The sequence below is a fragment of the Achromobacter sp. UMC46 genome, assembly GCF_014170335.1.
In the GTDB taxonomy this organism is placed as follows: domain Bacteria; phylum Pseudomonadota; class Gammaproteobacteria; order Burkholderiales; family Burkholderiaceae_B; genus Achromobacter.
Window position 1 is genome coordinate 607,382 of the sequence record NZ_LZZS01000005.1, and the last position, 20,389, is coordinate 627,770.

At 63.6% G+C, this 20,389-nt stretch carries 20 protein-coding genes; 4 read left to right on the plus strand and 16 right to left on the minus strand.

From position 1 onward, the window contains the following. Positions 1 to 18: 18 nt before the first annotated feature. From A9973_RS10495 to A9973_RS10510, 4 genes are read right to left on the minus strand one after another with little or no spacing between them, the layout of a single operon-like run. A complete protein-coding gene (locus A9973_RS10495) occupies positions 19 to 1,197 on the minus strand; it encodes an ABC transporter substrate-binding protein (protein ID WP_183013693.1) in 1,179 nt (392 codons plus the stop codon). Positions 1,198 to 1,245: 48 nt separating this feature from the next. Continuing rightward, positions 1,246 to 2,283: a branched-chain amino acid ABC transporter permease gene (locus A9973_RS10500; RefSeq protein ID WP_006225283.1), complete on the minus strand. Its 1,038-nt coding sequence runs from the start codon at positions 2,281 to 2,283 to the stop codon at positions 1,246 to 1,248. A gap of 3 nt (positions 2,284 to 2,286) precedes the next feature. Continuing rightward, a complete protein-coding gene (locus tag A9973_RS10505) occupies positions 2,287 to 3,165 on the minus strand; it encodes a branched-chain amino acid ABC transporter permease (protein ID WP_183013694.1) in 879 nt (292 codons plus the stop codon). Continuing rightward, entirely contained in the window at positions 3,165 to 3,989 is an 825-nt protein-coding gene (locus A9973_RS10510) for an ABC transporter ATP-binding protein (protein ID WP_183013695.1), read from the minus strand. The genes A9973_RS10505 and A9973_RS10510 overlap by 1 nt, the downstream gene beginning before the upstream one ends. A 306-nt stretch (positions 3,990 to 4,295) precedes the next feature. On the opposite strand from A9973_RS10510, the gene A9973_RS10515 reads away from it, so the two are divergent. Continuing rightward, on the plus strand, positions 4,296 to 5,099 hold the full coding sequence (locus A9973_RS10515; RefSeq protein WP_183013696.1) for an enoyl-CoA hydratase/isomerase family protein: 804 nt from the start codon (positions 4,296 to 4,298) through the stop codon (positions 5,097 to 5,099). Between the two features lie 24 nt (positions 5,100 to 5,123). Here the strand turns inward: A9973_RS10515 and A9973_RS10520 are convergent, their stop codons facing one another. The 11 genes from A9973_RS10520 to uvrB all read right to left on the minus strand — a co-directional run bounded on the left by A9973_RS10520 (position 5,124) and on the right by uvrB (position 14,721). Beyond that, positions 5,124 to 6,008 (minus strand): methylglyoxal synthase, encoded by an 885-nt coding sequence (locus tag A9973_RS10520; protein WP_183013697.1) that lies wholly within the window; start codon positions 6,006 to 6,008, stop codon positions 5,124 to 5,126. A 112-nt stretch (positions 6,009 to 6,120) separates the two neighbouring features. After that, positions 6,121 to 6,315 (minus strand): Fe-S cluster assembly protein IscX, encoded by a 195-nt coding sequence (gene iscX / locus A9973_RS10525; protein WP_183013698.1) that lies wholly within the window; start codon positions 6,313 to 6,315, stop codon positions 6,121 to 6,123. Then, positions 6,315 to 6,656 carry an ISC system 2Fe-2S type ferredoxin gene (gene fdx, locus A9973_RS10530; protein ID WP_183013699.1) on the minus strand — a complete coding sequence of 114 codons (342 nt, stop codon included), beginning with the start codon at positions 6,654 to 6,656 and terminating at the stop codon, positions 6,315 to 6,317. Before fdx ends, iscX begins: the two co-directional genes overlap by 1 nt. Before the next feature lie 10 nt (positions 6,657 to 6,666). After that, positions 6,667 to 8,529: a Fe-S protein assembly chaperone HscA gene (hscA, locus tag A9973_RS10535; protein WP_183013700.1), complete on the minus strand. Its 1,863-nt coding sequence runs from the start codon at positions 8,527 to 8,529 to the stop codon at positions 6,667 to 6,669. 70 nt (positions 8,530 to 8,599) lie between these two features. Further along, positions 8,600 to 9,112: a Fe-S protein assembly co-chaperone HscB gene (hscB, locus tag A9973_RS10540; protein ID WP_183013701.1), complete on the minus strand. Its 513-nt coding sequence runs from the start codon at positions 9,110 to 9,112 to the stop codon at positions 8,600 to 8,602. Positions 9,113 to 9,115: 3 nt separating this feature from the next. Next, positions 9,116 to 9,439 carry an iron-sulfur cluster assembly protein IscA gene (gene iscA / locus A9973_RS10545; protein ID WP_006225296.1) on the minus strand — a complete coding sequence of 108 codons (324 nt, stop codon included), beginning with the start codon at positions 9,437 to 9,439 and terminating at the stop codon, positions 9,116 to 9,118. A gap of 2 nt (positions 9,440 to 9,441) precedes the next feature. Beyond that, positions 9,442 to 9,846: a Fe-S cluster assembly scaffold IscU gene (gene iscU, locus A9973_RS10550; RefSeq protein ID WP_006225297.1), complete on the minus strand. Its 405-nt coding sequence runs from the start codon at positions 9,844 to 9,846 to the stop codon at positions 9,442 to 9,444. A gap of 33 nt (positions 9,847 to 9,879) precedes the next feature. Further along, positions 9,880 to 11,091: an IscS subfamily cysteine desulfurase gene (locus tag A9973_RS10555; RefSeq protein WP_183013702.1), complete on the minus strand. Its 1,212-nt coding sequence runs from the start codon at positions 11,089 to 11,091 to the stop codon at positions 9,880 to 9,882. A 21-nt stretch (positions 11,092 to 11,112) separates the two neighbouring features. Next, positions 11,113 to 11,655 (minus strand): Fe-S cluster assembly transcriptional regulator IscR, encoded by a 543-nt coding sequence (gene iscR / locus A9973_RS10560; RefSeq protein ID WP_183013703.1) that lies wholly within the window; start codon positions 11,653 to 11,655, stop codon positions 11,113 to 11,115. Between the two features lie 193 nt (positions 11,656 to 11,848). Next, a complete protein-coding gene (locus A9973_RS10565) occupies positions 11,849 to 12,340 on the minus strand; it encodes a low molecular weight protein-tyrosine-phosphatase (RefSeq protein WP_006225301.1) in 492 nt (163 codons plus the stop codon). A gap of 248 nt (positions 12,341 to 12,588) precedes the next feature. After that, positions 12,589 to 14,721 (minus strand): excinuclease ABC subunit UvrB, encoded by a 2,133-nt coding sequence (gene uvrB / locus A9973_RS10570; protein ID WP_255469104.1) that lies wholly within the window; start codon positions 14,719 to 14,721, stop codon positions 12,589 to 12,591. 76 nt (positions 14,722 to 14,797) lie between these two features. Between uvrB and A9973_RS10575 the strand changes: the two genes are divergently transcribed. The 3 genes from A9973_RS10575 to A9973_RS10585 all read left to right on the plus strand — a co-directional run bounded on the left by A9973_RS10575 (position 14,798) and on the right by A9973_RS10585 (position 18,259). Continuing rightward, positions 14,798 to 15,997 carry an amino acid aminotransferase gene (locus A9973_RS10575; RefSeq protein ID WP_183013704.1) on the plus strand — a complete coding sequence of 400 codons (1,200 nt, stop codon included), beginning with the start codon at positions 14,798 to 14,800 and terminating at the stop codon, positions 15,995 to 15,997. A 159-nt stretch (positions 15,998 to 16,156) separates the two neighbouring features. After that, positions 16,157 to 16,807 carry a transcriptional repressor LexA gene (lexA, locus tag A9973_RS10580; protein WP_183013705.1) on the plus strand — a complete coding sequence of 217 codons (651 nt, stop codon included), beginning with the start codon at positions 16,157 to 16,159 and terminating at the stop codon, positions 16,805 to 16,807. A gap of 106 nt (positions 16,808 to 16,913) precedes the next feature. Further along, a protein-coding gene (locus A9973_RS10585) for an IS3 family transposase (protein ID WP_255469105.1) occupies positions 16,914 to 18,259 on the plus strand; the annotation gives its coding sequence in 2 pieces (ribosomal slippage) (positions 16,914 to 17,358 and positions 17,358 to 18,259; 1,347 coding nt in all). A 63-nt stretch (positions 18,260 to 18,322) separates the two neighbouring features. On the opposite strand, the gene metG is transcribed toward A9973_RS10585, so the two are convergent. Beyond that, positions 18,323 to 20,389: a methionine--tRNA ligase gene (gene metG, locus A9973_RS10590; protein ID WP_183013706.1), complete on the minus strand. Its 2,067-nt coding sequence runs from the start codon at positions 20,387 to 20,389 to the stop codon at positions 18,323 to 18,325.

Consider the following 20,389-nt stretch of genomic DNA (forward strand, 5'->3'; position numbering starts at 1 on the left):
CCCTGGCTCACAGGCGCCTCACTTCAGCACGATCCAATCGGAGGCCGGCACCATCTGCTTCTGCTTCACATCGGCGCGATAGATCCGGCCCACCGGGATGGAATTGCCCTTGATCGAAATCGGCACGCCGATCAGGCCGCCCGTGTCGAAGTCCTTGATGCCGTCCAGCGCGGCCTTCATGTTGGCGCTGGTCAGTTCCTTGCCCGCGTCCAGCGTGCGCTTGGCGACTTCGGTGAACAGCATGGCCGCCAGGAAGCCCTGCATGTAGCCGGTGCTCTGGTACTGCGGACGCATTTCGCGGATCTTCTTCAGCATCGGCGCATCGCCCTCCGTGTCGTAGTAGTAGCGGTACGGCATCACGCCCATGAAGCCCTCGGCGTCCTCGCCCATCTGCATCACGGTGGAGTTGTCCATGGTCCAGAACGTGCCCATGTAGCGGGTCTTCAGCCCCATTCGCTTGCCCTGCCCCACAAACTCCGGAATGGGCGCCAGCACATAGCCGTGGAAGATCGTGAAGTCGGGGTCGGCGCGGCGCAGCTTGATCACCTCGGTGGACACGTCCACGCTGCCCGGCGGCGTCATGATCTCGGTCGCCACTTTCAGCCCCAGCTTTTCAGCCACGGCGCGCGAACTGGCGATCGGGTCGCGGCCGAACTCCGTATCGGAATACACGAACGCTACCTTCGCGCCCGGCTGTTCCTTGGCGATGTAGCGCAGCAGGATGCCGAACATCTCGGTGTAGTCGGGCCCCAGCATGAACTGCGCCGGATACTTGGCGGGATCGTTCAGTTCGGTCGCGAACGACGCTCCCGTCATCAGGATGTCGCCCGTGCGGTTCAGCTCCGCGTTGATGGTCTTGGAGAAGCCCGTCGAATCGCCGTAGTAGAAATTCACCTTGTTCTGGCTGGTGATCTTCTTGAACGCCGCCACCGACGCGTCCACCTTGTACGCCGTGTCCTCGGGCACGTAGCGCAACTTGCGCCCCTTCACGCCGCCCTGGTCGTTGATGATCTTCACGTAATCGGTGATGCCGGCGTGGATGCCCTGGCCGGCGAAAGCGAACACGCCGCTCAGCGGGATCGACCCGCCCAGCACCAGATCGTCCGCCGCCTGCGCCGCAGGCGCCGCCAATGCCGCCGCCAGGCCCAACGGGGCCAACAACCTCGATAAACCGCTGCCTATCCGGATGCGCTTCATGGTGTGTCTCCTTGGGTCTTATAGGTCTTGCGATCGGCCGGCCGGCGCTCAGGTCCGAAATGGCCACAGGTGGAAGAAGCGGCGCACGCGCCGCCAGATTTCCGCGAGCCCATGCGGCTCGAAGATCAGGAAGCCCACGATCAGCAGGCCGAAAACGATCGTGCGCACGGGCGACACCAGCCGCAGCGCATCGCCGCCCACGGGCAGCCAGCCCACGATCAGCTTGAGCAGTTCCGGCACCATCGTCATGAAGACCGCCCCCAGGATGGAACCCAGGATCGACCCCATGCCGCCCACGATGATGGCGGCCAGGAAGAAGATGGACATGATCAACGGGAAGCTCTCGGGCGTCACCACCCGGAAGAAGTACGCCCACAGGCCGCCCGCCACCCCCGCGTAGAACGACGACAGGCCGAACGACAGCAGCTTGTAACGCAGCAGCCGGATGCCCAGCACTTCCGCCGAGATGTCGCGGTCGCGGATGGCGATGAAAGCCCGGCCGATTCGCGTACGGAACAGGTTCGCCGCGCCCAGCACCATCAGCACCGTCACCGGCACGATCAGCCAATAGATCTTGAACGACGTATCCAGGTCCACGCCCAGCAGCCGCGCGGGCGGCACCTGCAGCCCGCTGGTCCCGCCCGTGAACTGCCAGTTCGCGAAAATGAAATGGGCGATGAACGACGCCGCGATCGTCGCGATCGCCAGATACAGCCCCTTCACCCGCAGCGACGGGATGCCCACCAGCAGGCCGCCCAGCATCGCCACCACGCCGCCGCCCAGCAAGTTGACCAGCACCGGCGTGCCCAGCCGCAGCTCCATCACGGCCACCGTGTAGGCGCCCAGCCCCATGAAGGCCGCCTGCCCCAGGCTGACCAGCCCGGTATAGCCCGTCAGGATGTTCAGCCCCGTCGCGCTGGCGACATTGATGGCGACCAGGCACGCCAGGTACAGCCAATAGGCGTCGGCCACGAACGGGAACAGCGCCAGCGAGGCCGCCAGCAGCGCCAGCCACACATGCTGGGTCCGCGTGTCGAACAGCGATTCGTCGGCCAGATAGGTCTGCTTCGCAGTCGCGATGCGCATGGGTCAGAGCCTCTCGATTTCACGGGTGCCGAACAGGCCGTAAGGCCTGACCATCAGCACCACGACCAGCACGATGAACGTGGCCAGCAGCTTGTACTCGCCCCCCAGATAGGCGCCTGCCCAGGCCTCCAGCAGACCGATGAACACGCCCCCGACGAGGGCGCCCGCCACGCTGTCCAGTCCGCCCACGATCACCACCACCAGCACCGACAGGCCGAAGACGCCCATCGACGAAGAGATGCCGCCGATGGCGCCCACGATCACCCCCGACACCGCCGCCAGCGCGCCCGCCGCCACCCAGGCCAGCGAAAACACGCGCGGCACATTGATGCCCATCGCATAGGCGGCGCCCTGGTCCGACGCCGTGGCGCGCAAGGCCACGCCGCCGCGCCAGTAGCGGAACACCACCAGCACCAGCAAGGCCAGCACCACCGCCACCCAGAATCCGTAGAACACCTTGGGCGCCACGAAGGCCTCGCCCACCATTACCGGCGCGCGCGGCATGAACTCAGGCAGGCGCCGCTGGTCGGCGGTCCAGATCAGTTCCACCGCCCCGACCAGAATGGAGGCCAGCCCCACCGTCACCATGAAGACCGAAATCGGCGCCTCGCCCAGCATGGGCCGTATTGTCAACCGCTCGACCAGCGCGCCCAAGGCGCCCGACACCACCACGGCGCCCACGATCGCCAGCCAGATCGGCCATTCCATGCCGGTCGCGAACGCATAGAACACATAGGCGCCCAGCATCAGGAATTCGCCGATGGCGATGTTCACCACGCGCGTCGCCTTGTAGACGATCACGAAGGCCAGCGCAGCCAGCACATACAGGCCGCCGCTGCCCAGCCCCGCCAGCGTCACCTCAAGGAAGAACAGCATGTCCATCAGGCCGCCTCCCTCAAGCGGCGGCGCAGGTCGCCGACGTCGCCCGCCCCCAGGTATGCCTTGATCACTTCAGGATTCGCCTGCACCTCGGCCGGCGTGCCGTCCGCGATCACCTGCCCGAAATTCAGCACCACCACGTGGTCCGACAAATCCATCACCATGCCCATGTCGTGCTCCACCATCAGCACCGTCACGCCCCACTCGGACCGCGCGTCCAGGATGAAGCGCGCCATGTCGTCCGTCTCTTCGCGGTTCATGCCCGCCACGGGCTCGTCAAGCATCAGCACCTTCGGGTTCATGGCCAGCGCGCGCGCCAGCTCCACGCGTTTTTGCAGGCCATAGGACAAGGCCGACACGGGTGCGTGGCGGATGTGGTCGATCTCGAGAAAGTCGATGATGCGTTCTTCGATGTCGGCCCGCAGCGCCATCTCTTCACGGCGCGCGCGGCCCAGATAGAACAAGGCGTCCAGCACATTGGTGCGCAGGTGCGCATGGCGGCCCAGCTTGATGTTGTCCAGCACCGTCATGCCGCGGAACAGCGCGATGTTCTGGAAACTGCGCGCCAGCCCCAGCTTGGCGCGTTCTGGCGCGGCCACGCGCGTGATGTCGCGGCCTTCGAACCGGATCTGCCCGGCGGCCGGTTTGTAGAAACCCGAAATGGTATTGAACAGCGAGGTCTTGCCGGCGCCGTTCGGGCCGATGACCGTGGTGATGGAACCCGGCGCCACGCGAAAGCCCACGCCGGTCAACGCCTTGACCCCGCCGAACGCCAAGGTCACCCCATCCACCTCCAGCAAAGGAGGCTGCTCGGACTGATCCACCATTTGTCTCCCCGCTTTTTTTATCGCGAAGTGTCTGCCGCCTGAGGCGGACATTTTTTAAGGCGATGAATCAGGCGACCCGCGAGGCAGGAGATGCAACGAACCTGTCTTTACCTACGCCAGACCAGCGCCGGAAAATCGTTCAATGCGGTAGTTCCAAGCAGTACTGTGATGCCGTGCTTTGATGCCGTGCTTTGATGCAGTACGCTAAGCGTGCTTACAACAAAACCAAGCAAGCGCTCGGTTCAGACCATAGCATCGCGGTTTTTGGATCGACAGCTGGTATTTACCCGATATCGGAGACACGCCATGACCTCAGGACTTCCCACGTTCGCCACGGTGCAGCTCGAAGCCGAAGGTGCCCTCGCCACCCTCACGCTGAACCGGGCCGACACGCTGAACGCCATCGATGTCGCCATGGCGCAAGACCTCCAGCGGGCCGCGCAATGGCTGGAAGCGCGCAAGGAAATCCGTGTGGTGCGCCTGCGCGCCGCGGGCAAGGCGTTCTGCGCAGGTGGCGACATCAGCATGTTCACGGGCGAGCCCGCTCAGGTGCGCAACACGCTGCTGGACCTCTTCACCCCGCTCAACGATTTCATCGCCCGCATCGGGCGCATGGACAAGGTCTGGCTGGCAGAAGTCCACGGCGTGGCGGCTGGCGCCGGACTGTCGCTGGTGCTGGCTTGCGACCTGGCCATTGCCGATGCCGGCACGCGCTTCATGACCGCCTACCTCAAGCTGGGCGCCACCCCCGACGCAGGCATGACCCACGGGCTGACGCGCATCCTGGGCGCCCGGCGCGCACTCGATCTGCTGCTGCGCCACGACGCCTTCACCGCCAGCGATGCGCTGGCCTGGGGCATCGTCAATCGCGTCGCGCCCGCTGGCGAACTCGCCGGTGCGGCGCAAGCGTATGCCGAAGATCTCGCCCGCCACGCACCGCACGGCATCGCAGGCGCGAAGGACTTGCTGCGCTCGGCCTCCCACACCTCGCTGGAAACCCAACTGGCGGAAGAGACCGCGCGATTCCTGAATTCAGCGTCCCGCGCCGATTTCGCGGAAGGCGTGTCGGCGTTCCGCGAAAAACGGGCGCCGCAGTTCAAAGGCGTGTAGCAGGTCTGTCGAAGACCTCAAGCCTCAGATCACCCGCTTTTCCACCGCCTGCGCCCAACGCCGCGCCACCGTCGGCGACGTCGCGCAGGTGGCCGATTCCGTCACCACGCGCACGGCGCGCTCCAGCAACTGGATATCGGCCTCGTGCTGGCGCGCCACGTGCGGATCTTCGAAAAAGATCACGCGCTGGCATTGATGCTCCAGCACCAGTTCCGCGATCTGCGCATCGCCGCCCAGCGGCCCGCTCAGATAACGATGCACCCAGGGCGTGTCTTTAGGCCAGCCGCGCGACCACGCCAGCTCGTTCAAGCGGCTGCCGGTCGTGCCCGTCGCCACGCGCCGTGCAAACTGCGATAGCACGTCGAAATGTTCGCTGGCGAACGCCACCATCTCGTCTTTCAACGCATCGTGGGCGATCAGCGCCAAGGTCTGGCCCGTGAAGTTGAACAGGCGCGACGCGGACGCGTCAGGCGCCAACCCGGCATGCACGCGTTCGACTTCCATCCATTCAATCGCCCCGGCCAGAGTCGAGATGAACGGGCGGCCATGGGTGATGCACTGCCGCTTCAACGCCAGCGCCTCTGGAAAAATCGAAGACGGGTCCACCGGGTCGATCAGATAGATCGCGCCGTCGAACGGCGCCTGCCCGTCACGCCCCTCGGTCACACGGGCCACCAGCTTCATCAAGCCGCCCTCGCGGCCATACGGATAGCGGATCAGGCCGCTATAGCCCTGCAGCATGCCCTCGCGCACGATCGCGTCATGCGTGCGGCCGACGGTGTGCAACTGCACGCCCAGCTCGCGTATCGTGGACGAACAAGCGCGCAGCCACGTGAACAAGGCGGCATCGGGGCTTTCGTGGTGCAGTCGATTGGCGGCCAGGCCAAAACGCAATTGGGCAGCGGGCATCGGTAGACTCAGGCTAAAGGGATCAACGGACAGAGCCTTGATGATACCGTGGCCGCATGACCGCGGCACAGCAGTAAAAAACGCTCCCGGGGGAGCGTTTCGGTGGCGTCTGTCAGTCCGCTTCGTCGATCCAGGCCATCTGGATGGCTTCCAGGATCTTCTCGCCGCAATGGGCGGGATCGTCGCTGAAATCAGGCAAGGCCATGACCCATTCGCGCAGCTGCGTGAAGCGCAGCGTCTTCGGGTCCACGTCCGGATGCGCGTCGACCAGCGCAGTCGCAATGTCGTAGGTGTCGGTCCACTTCATCAATGGCCCTCTTTCGCGTGGTTGATGGTGTACTTGGGGATCTCGATCGTCAGGTCGGTGTCCGTCACCAGCGCCTGGCACGACAGGCGCGACGTCGGGGTCAGGCCCCAGGCCTTGTCCAGCAGGTCCTCTTCGTCGTCCGTCGCGTCTTCCAGAGCGGAATAGCCCTGCTTGATCACCACGTGACAGGTCGTGCACGCGCACGACAGCTCGCACGCGTGTTCGATATCGATGTGGTTGTCCAGCAGGACACGGCAGATCGACACGCCCTTCGGCGCGTCTTCGATCACGGCGCCTTCGGGGCAGTAGTCGGGATGAGGCAATACAGTCAGTTTCGGCATAACGTCTTAATCAGGCGATCTCATCAAGTTTGCGGCCCGCCAGCGCGGCGCGGATGCTGCGGTCCATCCGCCGCGCGGCGAAATCGTCCGTCGCGGCCGACAGCGCTTGCACCGCGTCTTTCACGGTGTCGGTGTCTTGCGCGGACTGCGCGGCGATGGCCGTTTGCAGGCATTCGTCGACGTGCTTGCGTTCTTCGGCATCCAGCAGGTCGCCGTCGACGGCCAAGGCCGCCTGCACGGATTCCACCAGCTGACGCGCATCCACTTGCTGCTCGCGCAGCATGCGGGCACGCGCATCCGTGTCGGCCTGCGCGACGCTGTCGGCCAGCATCTGCGCAATCTCGTCGTCGGTCAGCCCGTACGACGGCTTGACCGATACGGCGGCCTCGACGCCCGTGCTCTGTTCGCGGGCCGTGACGCTCAGCAAGCCGTCCGCGTCAACCTGGAAGGTCACGCGGATGCGCGCGGCGCCCGCCACCATCGGCGGAATGCCGCGCAGCTCGAACCGGGCCAGCGAACGCGAATCCGCCACCAGGTCGCGCTCGCCCTGCACCACATGGATGCTCATGGCCGTCTGGCCATCCTTGAACGTCGTGAACTCCTGGGCGCGGGCCACGGGGATGGTGCTGTTGCGCGGAATCACGCGCTCGACCAGGCCACCCATCGTTTCCAGCCCCAGCGAAAGGGGAATCACATCCAGCAGCAGCCAGTCTTCGCCCGGCGCACGATTGCCCGCCAGCAGATTGGCCTGCAACGCGGCGCCCAGCGCCACCACCTGATCCGGATCCAGGTCGATCAGCGGTTCCGTGCCGAACACGCGGCCGACTGCGGCGCGCACGACGGGCATGCGCGTCGCGCCGCCCACCATCACCACGCCACGCACGTCGACCGGCTTCAACGACGCATCGCGCAGCGCGCGGCGCGCGCAATCCAGCGTGCGTTCCACCAGCGGCTGCGCCAGCGTTTCGAACTCCGCGCGCGTCAGGACCAGATCGACTTTGCGCCCGTCCGACAACGCCAGCTTCAAGCTGGCGGATTCGGCATCGGTCAGCGCCTCACGCGCCGCGCGCGCCGCCATCAGCAGCCCGCGGCGGTCAGCCGGCGACAATTCGCCTGCGGCCAGCTTGGCCACCGCGTGGTCCGCGATCAGCGCATCGAAGTCATCCCCGCCCAGCGCGGTATCGCCCCCGGTGGAAATCACTTCGAACACGCCTTGGGTCAGGCGCAGGATGGAAATATCGAACGTGCCGCCACCCAGGTCGTACACGGCATACACGCCTTCCGACGCGTGATCCAGCCCGTAGGCAATCGCCGCGGCCGTGGGTTCGTTCAAGAGGCGCAGCACATTCAGGCCGGCCAGTCGGGCGGCGTCGCGCGTCGCCTGGCGCTGGGCGTCGTCGAAGTACGCCGGCACGGTGATGACCGCGCCCACCAGATCGTCGCCCAGGACGTCTTCAGCGCGCTGGCGCAGTACAGCCAGAATCTGCGCCGACACCTCCACCGGGCTCAAGTCGCCCTGCGCCGTGCGAATGCGCACCATGCCGGGCGCATCCACGAATTCATACGGCGCACGCGTGGCGCGCGCTTCTTCCAGCGAACGGCCCATGAAACGCTTCACGGACACGACGGTGTTCAACGGGTCTTCGGCTTGCTGGGCCAGGGGCTCGCGGCCCGTGGTGACTTTGCCGCCGGGGAAATATCGCACTGCCGACGGCAGCAAGGCATGGCCTTCCGCATCAGGCAGTACTTCCGCGACGCTGCTGCGCACCGCCGCGACCAGAGAATTGGTAGTGCCCAGATCAATCCCGACCGCCAGCTTGCGCTGGTGCGGCGCGGGCGACTCGCCGGGCTCGGATATCTGCAATAAGGCCATGATTGTGTTTTTCTGCTCAGTAGGCGGCGAAATCCGGGCACCCGCAACGGGCGCCCCAACGCGGCGTGGGCTATCCGGCGGGCTGGGCGTGCGCCAGCTCTTCCGCCAGCTTTTCCACGAACATCCATTCCCGGACTTTCAGCCCGGCAGTCGCGTAGTCGCGCTCGTTGTCCAGCAGACGTGTCAGCGTGGCGCGCATCTCAACGCGCGCGGCTTCCAACTCCGTCTGCAAAGCGGCCAGGGCATCGGTGTCGTCGCGCGCGTCGTCCAGCATCTCGCGCCAGGTCATCTGCTGCATCAGGAAAGCCGTGTCCATGGACGTATTGCTCTCGGTCTGCAAGTCGATGCCCGCCTGTTCGCACAGGTAGCGCGCCCGCAGCAGCGGATCCCGCAGCACACGGTACGCTTCGTTGGCGCGCGCGGCCCACTGCATGGCCACACGGCGCTCCGCAGGGCTAGCGGTTGCGTAACGGTCGGGATGCACTTGCGCGGCGACTGCGCGCCACGCGCTTTCCAACGCTTGCGCGTCCAGGTCGAAGCGTGCCGGCAAGCCGAACAGGCTGAAGTGGTCGTCTCCAGCCAAGACTTACACCGTGAACGACTCGCCGCAGCCGCAGGTCGCCTTTTCGTTGGGGTTGCGGAACTTGAAACCTTCGTTCAGGCCTTCGCGGGCGTAATCCAGCTCGGTGCCATCCAGGTAAGCCAGGCTTTTCGGGTCGATGAAGACCTTGACGCCAAAGCTCTCGAACACGGCGTCTTCCGGCGCCGAGTCGTCCACGTATTCCAACTTGTAGGCCATGCCGGAGCAGCCCGTCGTCCTAACGCCGAGCCGCAAGCCAATACCCTTACCGCGCTTTTGCAAGTAGCGCCCGATATGGGTGGCAGCCTGTTGGGTCAGGGTAACGGACATGGTCAGCCTGCCACCGCTTCGGCCGGAACCGAATGCTTTTCTTTGTAGTTCTGCACCGCGGCCTTGATCGCGTCTTCGGCCAGGATGGAGCAGTGGACCTTCACCGGCGGCAATGCCAGTTCTTCGGCGATCTGCGTGTTGCGGATGTTCATCGCCTGGTCCAGCGTCTTGCCTTTGACCCATTCGGTCACGAGCGAGCTGGAAGCGATGGCCGAACCGCAACCGTAGGTCTTGAAGCGCGCATCTTCAATCACGCCGGCTTCATTCACCTTGATCTGCAGCTTCATGACGTCGCCACAGGCGGGTGCGCCCACCATGCCGGTACCGACCGACTCGTCCGACTTGTCGAACGAACCGACGTTACGCGGGTTTTCGTAGTGATCCAGGACTTTAGTGCTGTAAGACATGTTATTTCTCCACGTATATCTTGGCGCAGGCGCTTAGTGCGCGGCCCACTGCACGGTGTTCAAGTCAATGCCTTCCTTGGCCATTTCCCAAAGCGGCGACATATCGCGCAGCTTGCCGACGCGGCTCTTGAGCAATTCAATGGCGAAGTCCACTTCCTTTTCGGTCGTGAAGCGGCCCAGGGTGAAACGAATGGAACTGTGCGCCAACTCGTCGTTGCGGCCCAGCGCGCGCAGCACGTAGGACGGCTCCAGGCTGGCCGAGGTGCAGGCCGAACCGCTGGACACGGCCAGTTCCTTGATCGCCATGATCAGGGACTCGCCTTCGACATAGTTGAAGCTGACATTCAGGTTGTGCGGCACGCGCTGGTCCATGTCGCCGTTGAGGTAGACCTCTTCGATCTGCGACAGTCCGTTCCAGAGGCGGTCGCGCAACATGCGGATGCGCTCGTTCTCGGTGCCCATTTCTTCGCGGGCCAGGCGGAACGCTTCGCCCATGCCGACGATCTGGTGCGTGGCCAGCGTGCCCGAGCGGAAACCGCGCTCGTGGCCGCCGCCGTGCATTTGCGCTTCGATGCGGATGCGCGGCTTGCGGCGAACATACAGCGCGCCGATGCCCTTCGGGCCGTAGGTCTTGTGTGCCGAGAACGACATCAGGTCGACTTTCAGCTTTTGCAGGTCGATTTCGACCTTGCCGGTCGCCTGCGCGGCGTCCACGTGGAAGATGATGCCCTTTTCGCGGCAGATCTCGCCCAGCGTTTCAATGTCCTGGACCACGCCGATTTCGTTGTTCACCATCATCACCGACACCAGCACGGTATCGGGGCGCAGCGCGGCCTTGAAGGTGTCCAGATCGATCAGGCCATCATCTTTCACATTCAGATACGTGACGTCGAAGCCTTGGCGCTCGAGCTCGCGACAGGTATCCAGCACTGCCTTGTGCTCGGTCTTGACGGTGATGATGTGCTTGCCGCGTTCCGCGTAGAAGTTCGCGGCGCCCTTGATAGCCAGGTTGTCGGATTCGGTGGCGCCGGAGGTCCAGACGATCTCGCGCGGGTCGGCGTTGATCAGCTTGGCGACTTCTTCACGGGCGCGTTCGACGGCCTCTTCCGAATCCCAGCCGAACGAATGGCTGCGCGATGCCGGGTTGCCGAAGTTCTCGTACAGCCAGGGCACCATCTTGTCCACGACGCGGGGGTCGACGGGCGTCGTGGCCGAATAGTCAAAATAAATCGGGCGGGTGGTCATTTCTACAACTCCTGATACTGCTTATACGGTGGCATTGGCGGCGACGGTCGCGGTCGGGGCATTCGCGGCGGCATTGGTGCCCCCTACCCGATTCACACGTACCGCGCAGGCCTGCGCTTGATTGCTGGCTTCCTGCAATTGGCGCACACGCTGCTGATCAACCAGATCTTGCAGCGACACCGAATCCAGGTAATCGACCATCTTGCGATTCAACGTGGCCCAGAGCTCGTGCGTCATGCACTTGCCCGGCTTGCCGTCGTTGCCGCTCGTACAGTCCCGTTTGCCGCCACAGCTGGTGGCGTCCAGCGGTTCATCGACCGCGAAGATGATGTCGGCAACGGTCACGTTGCGCGCAAGGCGCGCAAGCGAGTAACCGCCACCCGGGCCGCGCACGCTGTCCACGAGTTCGTGGCGACGCAGTTTCCCGAACAGCTGTTCCAGATAGGAAAGCGAAATATTCTGACGCTGGCTGATGGCCGCAAGAGTGACCGGGCCGCTATGCTGCCGCATAGCCAGATCGATCATGGCAGTCACGGCGAAACGCCCTTTGGTAGTTAGCCGCATGGTGGGTTCCCTGTCAATCGGCAATGGCCGCCAGCGAATCCAGCGGTCAATACCCGAGTAATTGGGTCAAGTATAGCCTATTCCCGACTAATTTGGTATGGCTCCCGGCTAGAAAAAACCGCGCATTTGCGCGGTTTTTTCACTGCCATGTACCCCGAGAACCGCGCGGTGGGCGGCTCTGCGGTAAAAACGGTCAAGCCGCCTGGTACTGGGTAGCGCGCTTGCGGACCAGTTCAAGAACACCCTGACAGGCGTCTTCCAGATAATCGAGCACCTTGCCGAAACCGTCGGCGCCGCCATAGTACGGATCGGGCACGGTGGCCTCCTCGAACTCATTGGCGAAGCGCATCAGCAGCATCAATTTGTGCTGATAAGTTTTGGGGCACTGCTGCTGCATGGCGGACAGATTGTCCCAATCCATGGCGAGGATAAGATCAAAGTCGCGGAAATCTTCCGCGGTGACCTGACGCGCCTCACAGTGCGTGATCTCGTAGCCGCGCTTACGCGCCGCAGCCTGCGCCCGGGCATCAGGCGCCTCGCCGATATGAAACGCGTGCGTGCCTGCGGAGTCGATGCGAACAACGTCGCCCAAACCCGCGTCATTCACCAAATGGCGAAACACGCCCTCTGCGCTCGGCGAGCGACAGATATTGCCCATGCAAACGAAAAGTACCTTGGTCATCATGGAAGTAAGTGTGCGGGAAAACCCGAGATAAGGCAAGCTTTTTTTGCAATTGCCCCATTGGACAAAGGCAACCAAATCCGCACACTTATTCCTTAATAATCAATAGGTTAACAAAATATTCAAGCACATGAATCCAGCTGGATTTCTCAGGATTTGCGAAGATTGTTAAGCCGTAATTGCAACAGCGCGGGTTTTACATATTTTCAGGAGGATGTCAGCAAAAAGACACGTTCTGATACTTTTTATGCCTATACCGCGCCATCCAAAAGCACCCGCTGCTTCAATGCCGTCAAGGCATCGCGCGCGGCGGCGGCCTGCTCGAATTCCAGGTTCCGGGCATGGTCCATCATCAACTTCTCCAGACGCTTGAGCTCGCGCGCCAGCGCCTTTTCGTCCTTCAGGAACTCCGCCGGCACCGCAGCCTCAAGCGCATCGTGCTGAACCGGCGCGACGATGCCGTCGATCAGCTCGCGCACCGCCTTCTGCACCCCTCGAGCCGTGATGCCGTTGTCGATGTTGAATTGCTGCTGCTTGGCGCGGCGTCGGCTGGTTTCCTCCATCGCGCGCTGCATCGAATCCGTAATGCGGTCCGCATACAGGATCGCGTGCCCGTTCAGGTTGCGCGCCGCCCGGCCGATGGTCTGGATCAAGCTGCGTTCGGACCGCAGGAAGCCCTCTTTGTCGGCATCCAGGATGGCCACCAGCGACACCTCCGGAATATCCAGCCCTTCGCGCAGCAAGTTGATCCCCACCAGCACGTCGAAAGTGCCCAGGCGCAAGTCGCGCAGGATCTCCACCCGCTCCACGGTGTCGATGTCGGAGTGCAGATAGCGCACCTTCACGCCGTGCTCGCTCAGGAAGTCGGTCAAGTCTTCGGCCATGCGCTTGGTCAGCGTCGTGACCAGCACGCGTTCGCCCACCGTCACCCGCGCCTTGATCTGGCCAAGCAGGTCGTCCACCTGCGTGCGGGCAGGCAGCACCTCGACCAGCGGGTCGACCAGGCCAGTCGGCCGCACGACCTGCTCTACAACGTTGTCCGCGTGTTCTTTCTCGTAGGCGGCCGGCGTGGCGGACACGAATACGCACTGGCGCATGCGCGTCTCGAACTCCTCGAGCTTGAGCGGCCGGTTGTCCAGCGCCGACGGCAAGCGGAAGCCGTACTGCACCAGGGTTTCCTTGCGCGACCGGTCGCCGCGGTACATGCCGCTCAATTGCCCAATGGTGACGTGGCTCTCGTCGATGAACATCAGCGCATCCGACGGCAGATAGTCGATCAGCGTGGGCGGGGGATCCCCCGGCGCCGCGCCGGACAGGTGCCGGGAATAGTTTTCGATGCCCTTGCAGAAACCCAGTTCCTGCAGCATCTCCAGGTCGAACCGGGTGCGCTGCTCCAACCGCTGGGCCTCGACCAGGTGGCCGTCGTCGACGAAACGCTTGACGCGCTCGCGCAGCTCTTCCTTGATGGTCTCAATGGCGCGCAGGACGGTGTCGCGCGGCGTCACGTAATGAGATCCGGGGTAGACCGTGAACCGCGGCAACTTTTGGCGGATGCGGCCCGTCAACGGATCGAAGAGCTCCAGGCTTTCGATCTCGTCGTCGAACAGCGTCAGGCGCAACGCCAGTTCGGCGCTTTCCGCCGGGAAGATGTCGATCGTCTCGCCGCGCACCCGGAACACGCCACGGGTGAACTCCGCGTCATTGCGCGTGTACTGCATGGCCACCAGGCGGGCCAGGATTTCCCGGCGCGAGATCTGGTCTCCGCTGCGCAGGATCAGCACCATCGCGTGGTAGTCGGCTGGGTTGCCGATACCGTAAATGCACGAGACCGTGCCCACGATGATCGTGTCGCGCCGCTCCAGCAGGCTCTTGGTAGCCGACAGGCGCATCTGCTCGATGTGTTCATTGATGGACGAGTCCTTTTCAATGAACAGGTCGCGCGTGGGCACGTAGGCCTCGGGCTGGTAGTAATCGTAGTAAGAGACGAAGTACTCGACCGCGTTCTTCGGAAAGAACTCCCGCATTTCTGCGTAGAGCTGCGCGGCCAGCGTCTTATTGGGGGCCAGCACCAGCGCGGGGCGCCCCATCCGGGCGATCACGTTGGCCATGGTGAAGGTCTTGCCCGATCCCGTCACGCCCAGCAGCGTCTGGAACATGAGGCCGTCTTCGACCCCCTGCGTCAGGCCGTCGATGGCCGCGGGCTGATCGCCCGCCGGCGGATAAGGCTGATAAAGCTGGAACGGGCTGTCCGGATACTCGACGAATCGGGGCTTGGCTTCCAGCCCCGCCAGGGACGCAGCCGATGCCGGCGCCGCCGTCAGATCCGCAGCGAGATCATCGTTCAGATCTCCCGCGCTGCTCGGGTCTATTGGGCTCTTTGGCATGCTAGACTGTTCCAGGGTAAACCCCCCATTATCCACAGCACACCGTACTGCGTCCACCCATCCTCATCAGAGTCCCATGAGCAACCTTTTCGATTCCGTCGAACTCGCGCCGCGCGACCCCATTCTTGGTCTGAACGAACAATTCAACGCGGATACGCGTCCCGGTAAAGTCAACCTGGGCGTGGGCGTGTACTACGACGATCAGGGACGGATCCCCCTGCTGGGCGCCGTACGCAAGGCTGAAGCCGCCCGCATCGAGGCCGCCGCCGCACGCGGCTACCTGCCGATCGAAGGCATCTCCGGCTACAACCAGGGCGCCCAGGCGCTGCTGCTGGGCAAGGAATCCCCGTTGGCCGCCGCCGGCCGCGTCCTGACCACCCAGGCTCTGGGCGGCACGGGCGCGCTGAAGATCGGCGCTGACTTCCTGCGCCAGCTGCTGCCGGCCTCCAAGATCCTGATCAGCAACCCCAGCTGGGAAAACCACCGCGCCCTGTTCGAGCGCGCCGGCTTCGAAGTCGGCACGTACTCGTACTACGACGCCGCCACCCGCGGCCTGGATTTCGACGCCATGCTGGCGGATCTGAAGGCCGCGCCGGCCAAGACCGTCGTCGTGCTGCACGCGTGCTGCCACAACCCGACCGGCGTGGACCCCACCGCCGACCAGTGGAAGCAGATTGCTGCCGTCGTGAAGGAAAACCACCTGGTCCCGTTCCTCGACATCGCCTACCAGGGCTTTGGCGACGGCCTGACGGAAGACGCCTCGGTCGTGCGCATGTTCGCCGACCTGGACATGACCATGTTCATCAGCTCGTCGTTCTCGAAGTCGTTCTCGCTGTATGGCGAACGCGTGGGCGCCCTGACGGTCGTGGCCGGCAGCAAGGATGAAGCCACCCGCGTGCTGAGCCAGCTGAAGCGCGTGATCCGCACCAACTACTCCAACCCGCCGACTCACGGCGGCACGGTGGTGTCGACGGTGCTGAACACGCCGGAACTCTTCGCCATGTGGGAAGAAGAGCTTGCCGGCATGCGCGACCGCATCCGCCTGATGCGCAAGCAGCTGGTCGACAAGATCAAGGAACACGGCGGCAAGCAGGACTTCAGCTTCGTGCTGCAACAACGCGGCATGTTCTCGTATTCGGGCCTGACCGCCGCGCAAGTGGACCGCCTGCGCGAAGAACACGGCGTCTATGCCGTGTCCAGCGGCCGCATCTGCGTTGCCGCCCTGAACAGCGGCAACATCGACAAGGTCGCCGCCGGCATCGCCGCCGTGCTGTAACCCTCGCATCAGATCCGGGCCTTCTGGCCCGACTGTTGACAGACGGAGCTCTTGGGCTCCGTTTTGCTTTTGCGGCCGGCGGCTGGCTTGCTTTTTTGCGCTACGTCCCCCAGAATGGCGCTGTATATATGTACAGTCCGCTCGCACCGGATCATCGCCATGGCCAGCAAACTTACCGATCGCCAGCAACAAATCCTGGACCTCATCAGGCAAACCGTCATGCGCACCGGCTTCCCGCCGACGCGTGCCGAAATTGCCCAAGCCTTGGGTTTTCGTTCGCCCAACGCGGCTGAAGACCACCTCAAGGCATTGGCCCGCAAAGGCGCCATCGAGCTTACCGCCGGCGCCTCGCGCGGCATCCGCCTGAAAGACGGCGCACCGGCCTCCACGCAGGCCTCCCTGCCCCTGCCCTCACTGGCGCAGCTGCTGTTGCCGCTGGTGGGGCGCGTTGCCGCCGGCAGCCCCATCCTGGCAGCGGAACACGTTGAACGCGAAGTGGGCGTCGATCCCAACCTGTTCGCGCAAACGCCCGACTACCTGTTGAAGGTGCGCGGCATGAGCATGCGCGACGCCGGCATCCTCGAAGGGGACCTGCTGGCCGTGAAGAAAGCCTCTGAAGCCCGCAACGGCCAGATCGTCGTGGCCCGCCTGGGCGACGACGTCACCGTGAAGCGCCTTCAACGCACCAACGGCCATATCGAGCTTCTGCCCGAAAACCCCGACTTCCAGACCATCGTGGTGGAAGCAGACCAGGAATTCGCCCTGGAAGGCATCGCGGTCGGCCTGATTCGCACGCACGCGCTGCACTAGGTCGAAGCGCCAGCCTAGGTGCTAGATCCGTAGCGCCAATGAAAAACCCCGCCGCTGAACTGACCCCCGAAAGTTGGACATTGATCCAACCTTCGGGGGTTTTTACATGGCGAAGTACGACGAGCAGTTCAAGTTAAAGGTGGTGCGGGAGTATTTGAAGGGTACTGAGAGCGGTCGGTCGGTGGCGGCGCGTCACGAACTGGACCATTCAGTTGTCCGACGATGGGTTGAGAGCTATCGCGTGCATGGTTTAGCGGGCCTGCGCCGGCAGTCAGGCACGTACAGCGCACCCTTTAAGCAGTCTGTGTTGCGCAAGATCCGCGACCAAGGGCTATCCGACACCGAGGCTGCGACTCTGCTGGGGATCCGCAGTTCAGGTCATATTGGGAAGTGGCGAGCCCAGTATGATGCTGGGGGTATAGAGGCGTTGGCGCGCAAGCGTCCAGGAGCAAGCATGCCCCATAAATACCCACCGGAGCCCGTGTCCAAGGACATGACCAAGGAAGAGCTTCTCGAGGAAGTTGCGAACCTGCGAGCGGAGTTGGACTACCTAAAAAAGCTCGATGCCTTGATCGAAGCGGAAAAGACCAAAGCGCTCGTTGGAAAGCGCAAGTGGTCCGAGGATTGAGGCATAAGCATCCGCTGGAACGACTGCTGAGCGTGGCTGGATTGTCACGCAGCACGTTCTACTACCACCTGAAGGCGTTGGACGCCGCAGACCCGTACGCCGAGTTAAAGCAACGTATCGGCGCGGTCTTCGCGCGCCACAAAGGCCGCTATGGCTACCGCCGGATCACGGCGGTCTTGCGCCAGGCTGGTGAGCTGGTGAACCACAAGACAGTGCAGAAATTGATGCAGGCGCTGGGCTTGAAGTCGCTCGTGCGCGCCAAGAAGTACCGCTCATACCGAGGCCAGTCACATCACGTGGCGGCCAACGTGTTGGCGCGTAACTTCGAGGCGGCGCGTCCGCACGAGAAGTGGGTGACCGATGTGACAGAGTTCAAGGTGCGTGGTGAGAAGTTGTACTTGTCGCCGGTGATGGATCTGTACAACGGCGAGATCGTGGCCTACGAAACCAGCCGACGACCGGTGTTCAAGCTCGTGGGCAGCATGTTGAAAAAGGCGCTGGCTCGGCTACGTCCGGCAGACCGCCCCGTCCTGCACTCCGACCAGGGATGGCAGTACCAGCAGCCCAACTACCGTCGCATGCTCGCCGCCCGGTCAGTGACGCAGAGCATGTCACGCAAGGGAAACTGCTTGGACAATGCCGCCATGGAGAGCTTCTTCGGGACGTTGAAGGCCGAGTTCTTCCACCTGAACCGCTTCGAGAGCATCGACCAGTTGCAGGTGGGCATCAGGCAGTACATCCGTTACTACAATCACGACCGCATCAAGCTCAAGCTAAAAGGCCTGAGCCCGGTGCAATACCGAGCTCAGGCCTTCGGGCTTTAGCTTCTGACCGTCCAACTTCTGGGGGTCAGTTCAGTTTTGGCGGGCTTTTTACGTGCTGCGCGATCAGCGCACGCGCATGCCGGGCTTGGCGCCGGGGAACGGCTCCAGCACGTAGATGCCAGTGTCGACGGCTTCATCCGCGTGGCTGGCGGCCAGCACCATGCCCTCGGACACGCCGAATTTCATCTTGCGCGGGGCCAGGTTGGCCACCATGACGGTCAGTTTGCCGATCAGGTCTTCGGGCTTGTAGGCCGACTTGATGCCCGAGAACACGTTGCGGTGGCGGCCTTCACCCACGTCGAGCGTCAGGCGCAGCAGCTTGGTCGAGCCTTCGACGTGTTCGCAATTGACGATCTGCGCAATGCGCAGGTCGACGCGGGCGAAGTCGTCGATCGAGATCGTTTCGGCCAGCGGCTCGCCGCCGGGCACCACCACCGGGGCGGCGGGAGGTTCGAACAGGTCTTCCAGCATTTGCGGTTCGACGCGTTGCATCAGGTGCTTGAACGGCGCGACGCGCTGCGGCAGCACGGCGGCATCCGCCCACATGAACGGGGCCTGGGCACCGAAGAGCTCCAGCGCCACGCGCTCGGCCAGCGACGGCAGCACGGGGGCCAGCATCACGGACAAAGCCTTGAAGCCCGCCAGCGAACGCGAGCAGATGTCTTGCAACGCGGCCTTTTGCGCGTCGTCCGCGGTGGCGATGCCCTTGGCCAGCACCCACGGCTGGGCCGTGTCGAACGCCTGGTTGATGCCGTCGGCGTAGGCCATGATTTCGCGGATGGCGCGGTTGTATTCGCGCGCTTCGAACGCGGCCCGGATGGATTCCGCCTGTTCGGCGTATTCCGCCGACAGCGCCGCGGTGTCGCCCGAATAGCCCAACGCGCCGTCGAAGTGCTTGGTGATGAAGCTGGCGGCGCGGCTGGCGATGTTGACGTACTTGCCGACCAGGTCGCTGTTGACGCGGGCGATGAAGTCTTCGGGGTTGAAGTCCATGTCTTCAACCCGGGCGTTCAGCTTGGCGGCGATGTAATAGCGCATCCACTCGGCGTTCATGCCGATTTCCAGGTAGCGCAGCGGCGAAATGCCGGTGCCGCGGCTCTTGGACATCTTTTCACCGCTGACGGTGATGAAGCCGTGCACATTGACGGCATCCGGCGTCTTGCGGCCGGCAAACTTCAGCATCGCGGGCCAGAACAGCGCGTGGAAGTACACGATGTCCTTGCCGATGAAGTGGACTTGTTCGGTGGTGCCTTCGGGGTCCAGCAGGGCGTCGAAGTCCAGGCCCTTGACCTCGCAGTACGACTTCAAAGACGCCAGGTAGCCCACCGGCGCGTCCAGCCACACGTAGAAGTACTTGCCCGGCGCGTCGGGGATCTCGATGCCGAAGTAGGGCGCATCGCGCGAAATGTCCCAGTCGCCCAGCTTGGCCTCGCCGTCTTCGGCGCCGAGCCATTCGCGGGTCTTGGCCAGCATTTCCGGTTGCAGGTGCTTGCCGCCGTTGGCGTTCGAGCCGGTGGTCCATTGCTGCAGGAATTCCACGCAACGCGGGTCGGACAGCTTGAAGAAGAAGTGGTCCGACGACTTCAGCACCGGCGTGGCGCCGGTCAGCGCCGAGTACGGGTTGATCAGCTCGGTGGGCGCGTAGACGGCGCCACAGACCTCGCAGGAATCGCCGTACTGGTCCTTGGCGTGGCACTTGGGGCATTCGCCCTTGATGTAGCGGTCGGCCAGGAACATGCCCTTGACCGGATCGTAGAACTGTTCGATCGAACGCGTCTCGATCAGGCCCTGGCCCTTCAAGGCGCGATAGATGTCGTGCGACAGCGCGACGTTCTCGGCGGAGTCCGTGGAATGCCAGTGGTCGAAACGGATGTGGAAGCCGTTCAGGTATTGCGGGCGCTCAGCGGCGTAGCGGGCGACGAGCGCCTGCGGCGTGATGCCTTCCTTTTCGGCCTTCAACATGATGGGCGCGCCGTGCGCGTCATCCGCCCCTACGAAGTGCACCGTGTGGCCCGCCATTCGCATCGAACGAACCCAGATGTCGGCCTGGATGTACTCCATGATGTGGCCGATGTGGAAAGATCCGTTGGCGTAAGGCAGCGCAGTGGTGACAAATAGGGTGCGAGACAT

What these genes read in the sequence shown, in the direction of transcription:
- A9973_RS10495 (WP_183013693.1), bottom strand. Translation starts at nt 1,197, where the DNA reads ATGAAGCGCATCCGGATAGGCAGCGGTTTATCGAGGTTGTTGGCCCCG.
- A9973_RS10500 (WP_006225283.1), bottom strand. Translation starts at nt 2,283, where the DNA reads ATGCGCATCGCGACTGCGAAGCAGACCTATCTGGCCGACGAATCGCTG.
- A9973_RS10505 (WP_183013694.1), bottom strand. Translation starts at nt 3,165, where the DNA reads ATGGACATGCTGTTCTTCCTTGAGGTGACGCTGGCGGGGCTGGGCAGC.
- A9973_RS10510 (WP_183013695.1), bottom strand. Translation starts at nt 3,989, where the DNA reads ATGGTGGATCAGTCCGAGCAGCCTCCTTTGCTGGAGGTGGATGGGGTG.
- A9973_RS10515 (WP_183013696.1), top strand. Translation starts at nt 4,296, where the DNA reads ATGACCTCAGGACTTCCCACGTTCGCCACGGTGCAGCTCGAAGCCGAA.
- A9973_RS10520 (WP_183013697.1), bottom strand. Translation starts at nt 6,008, where the DNA reads ATGCCCGCTGCCCAATTGCGTTTTGGCCTGGCCGCCAATCGACTGCAC.
- iscX (WP_183013698.1), bottom strand. Translation starts at nt 6,315, where the DNA reads ATGAAGTGGACCGACACCTACGACATTGCGACTGCGCTGGTCGACGCG.
- fdx (WP_183013699.1), bottom strand. Translation starts at nt 6,656, where the DNA reads ATGCCGAAACTGACTGTATTGCCTCATCCCGACTACTGCCCCGAAGGC.
- hscA (WP_183013700.1), bottom strand. Translation starts at nt 8,529, where the DNA reads ATGGCCTTATTGCAGATATCCGAGCCCGGCGAGTCGCCCGCGCCGCAC.
- iscA (WP_006225296.1), bottom strand. Translation starts at nt 9,439, where the DNA reads ATGTCCGTTACCCTGACCCAACAGGCTGCCACCCATATCGGGCGCTAC.
- iscU (WP_006225297.1), bottom strand. Translation starts at nt 9,846, where the DNA reads ATGTCTTACAGCACTAAAGTCCTGGATCACTACGAAAACCCGCGTAAC.
- A9973_RS10555 (WP_183013702.1), bottom strand. Translation starts at nt 11,091, where the DNA reads ATGACCACCCGCCCGATTTATTTTGACTATTCGGCCACGACGCCCGTC.
- iscR (WP_183013703.1), bottom strand. Translation starts at nt 11,655, where the DNA reads ATGCGGCTAACTACCAAAGGGCGTTTCGCCGTGACTGCCATGATCGAT.
- A9973_RS10565 (WP_006225301.1), bottom strand. Translation starts at nt 12,340, where the DNA reads ATGATGACCAAGGTACTTTTCGTTTGCATGGGCAATATCTGTCGCTCG.
- uvrB (WP_255469104.1), bottom strand. Translation starts at nt 14,721, where the DNA reads ATGCCAAAGAGCCCAATAGACCCGAGCAGCGCGGGAGATCTGAACGAT.
- A9973_RS10575 (WP_183013704.1), top strand. Translation starts at nt 14,798, where the DNA reads ATGAGCAACCTTTTCGATTCCGTCGAACTCGCGCCGCGCGACCCCATT.
- lexA (WP_183013705.1), top strand. Translation starts at nt 16,157, where the DNA reads ATGGCCAGCAAACTTACCGATCGCCAGCAACAAATCCTGGACCTCATC.
- metG (WP_183013706.1), bottom strand. Translation starts at nt 20,389, where the DNA reads ATGTCTCGCACCCTATTTGTCACCACTGCGCTGCCTTACGCCAACGGA.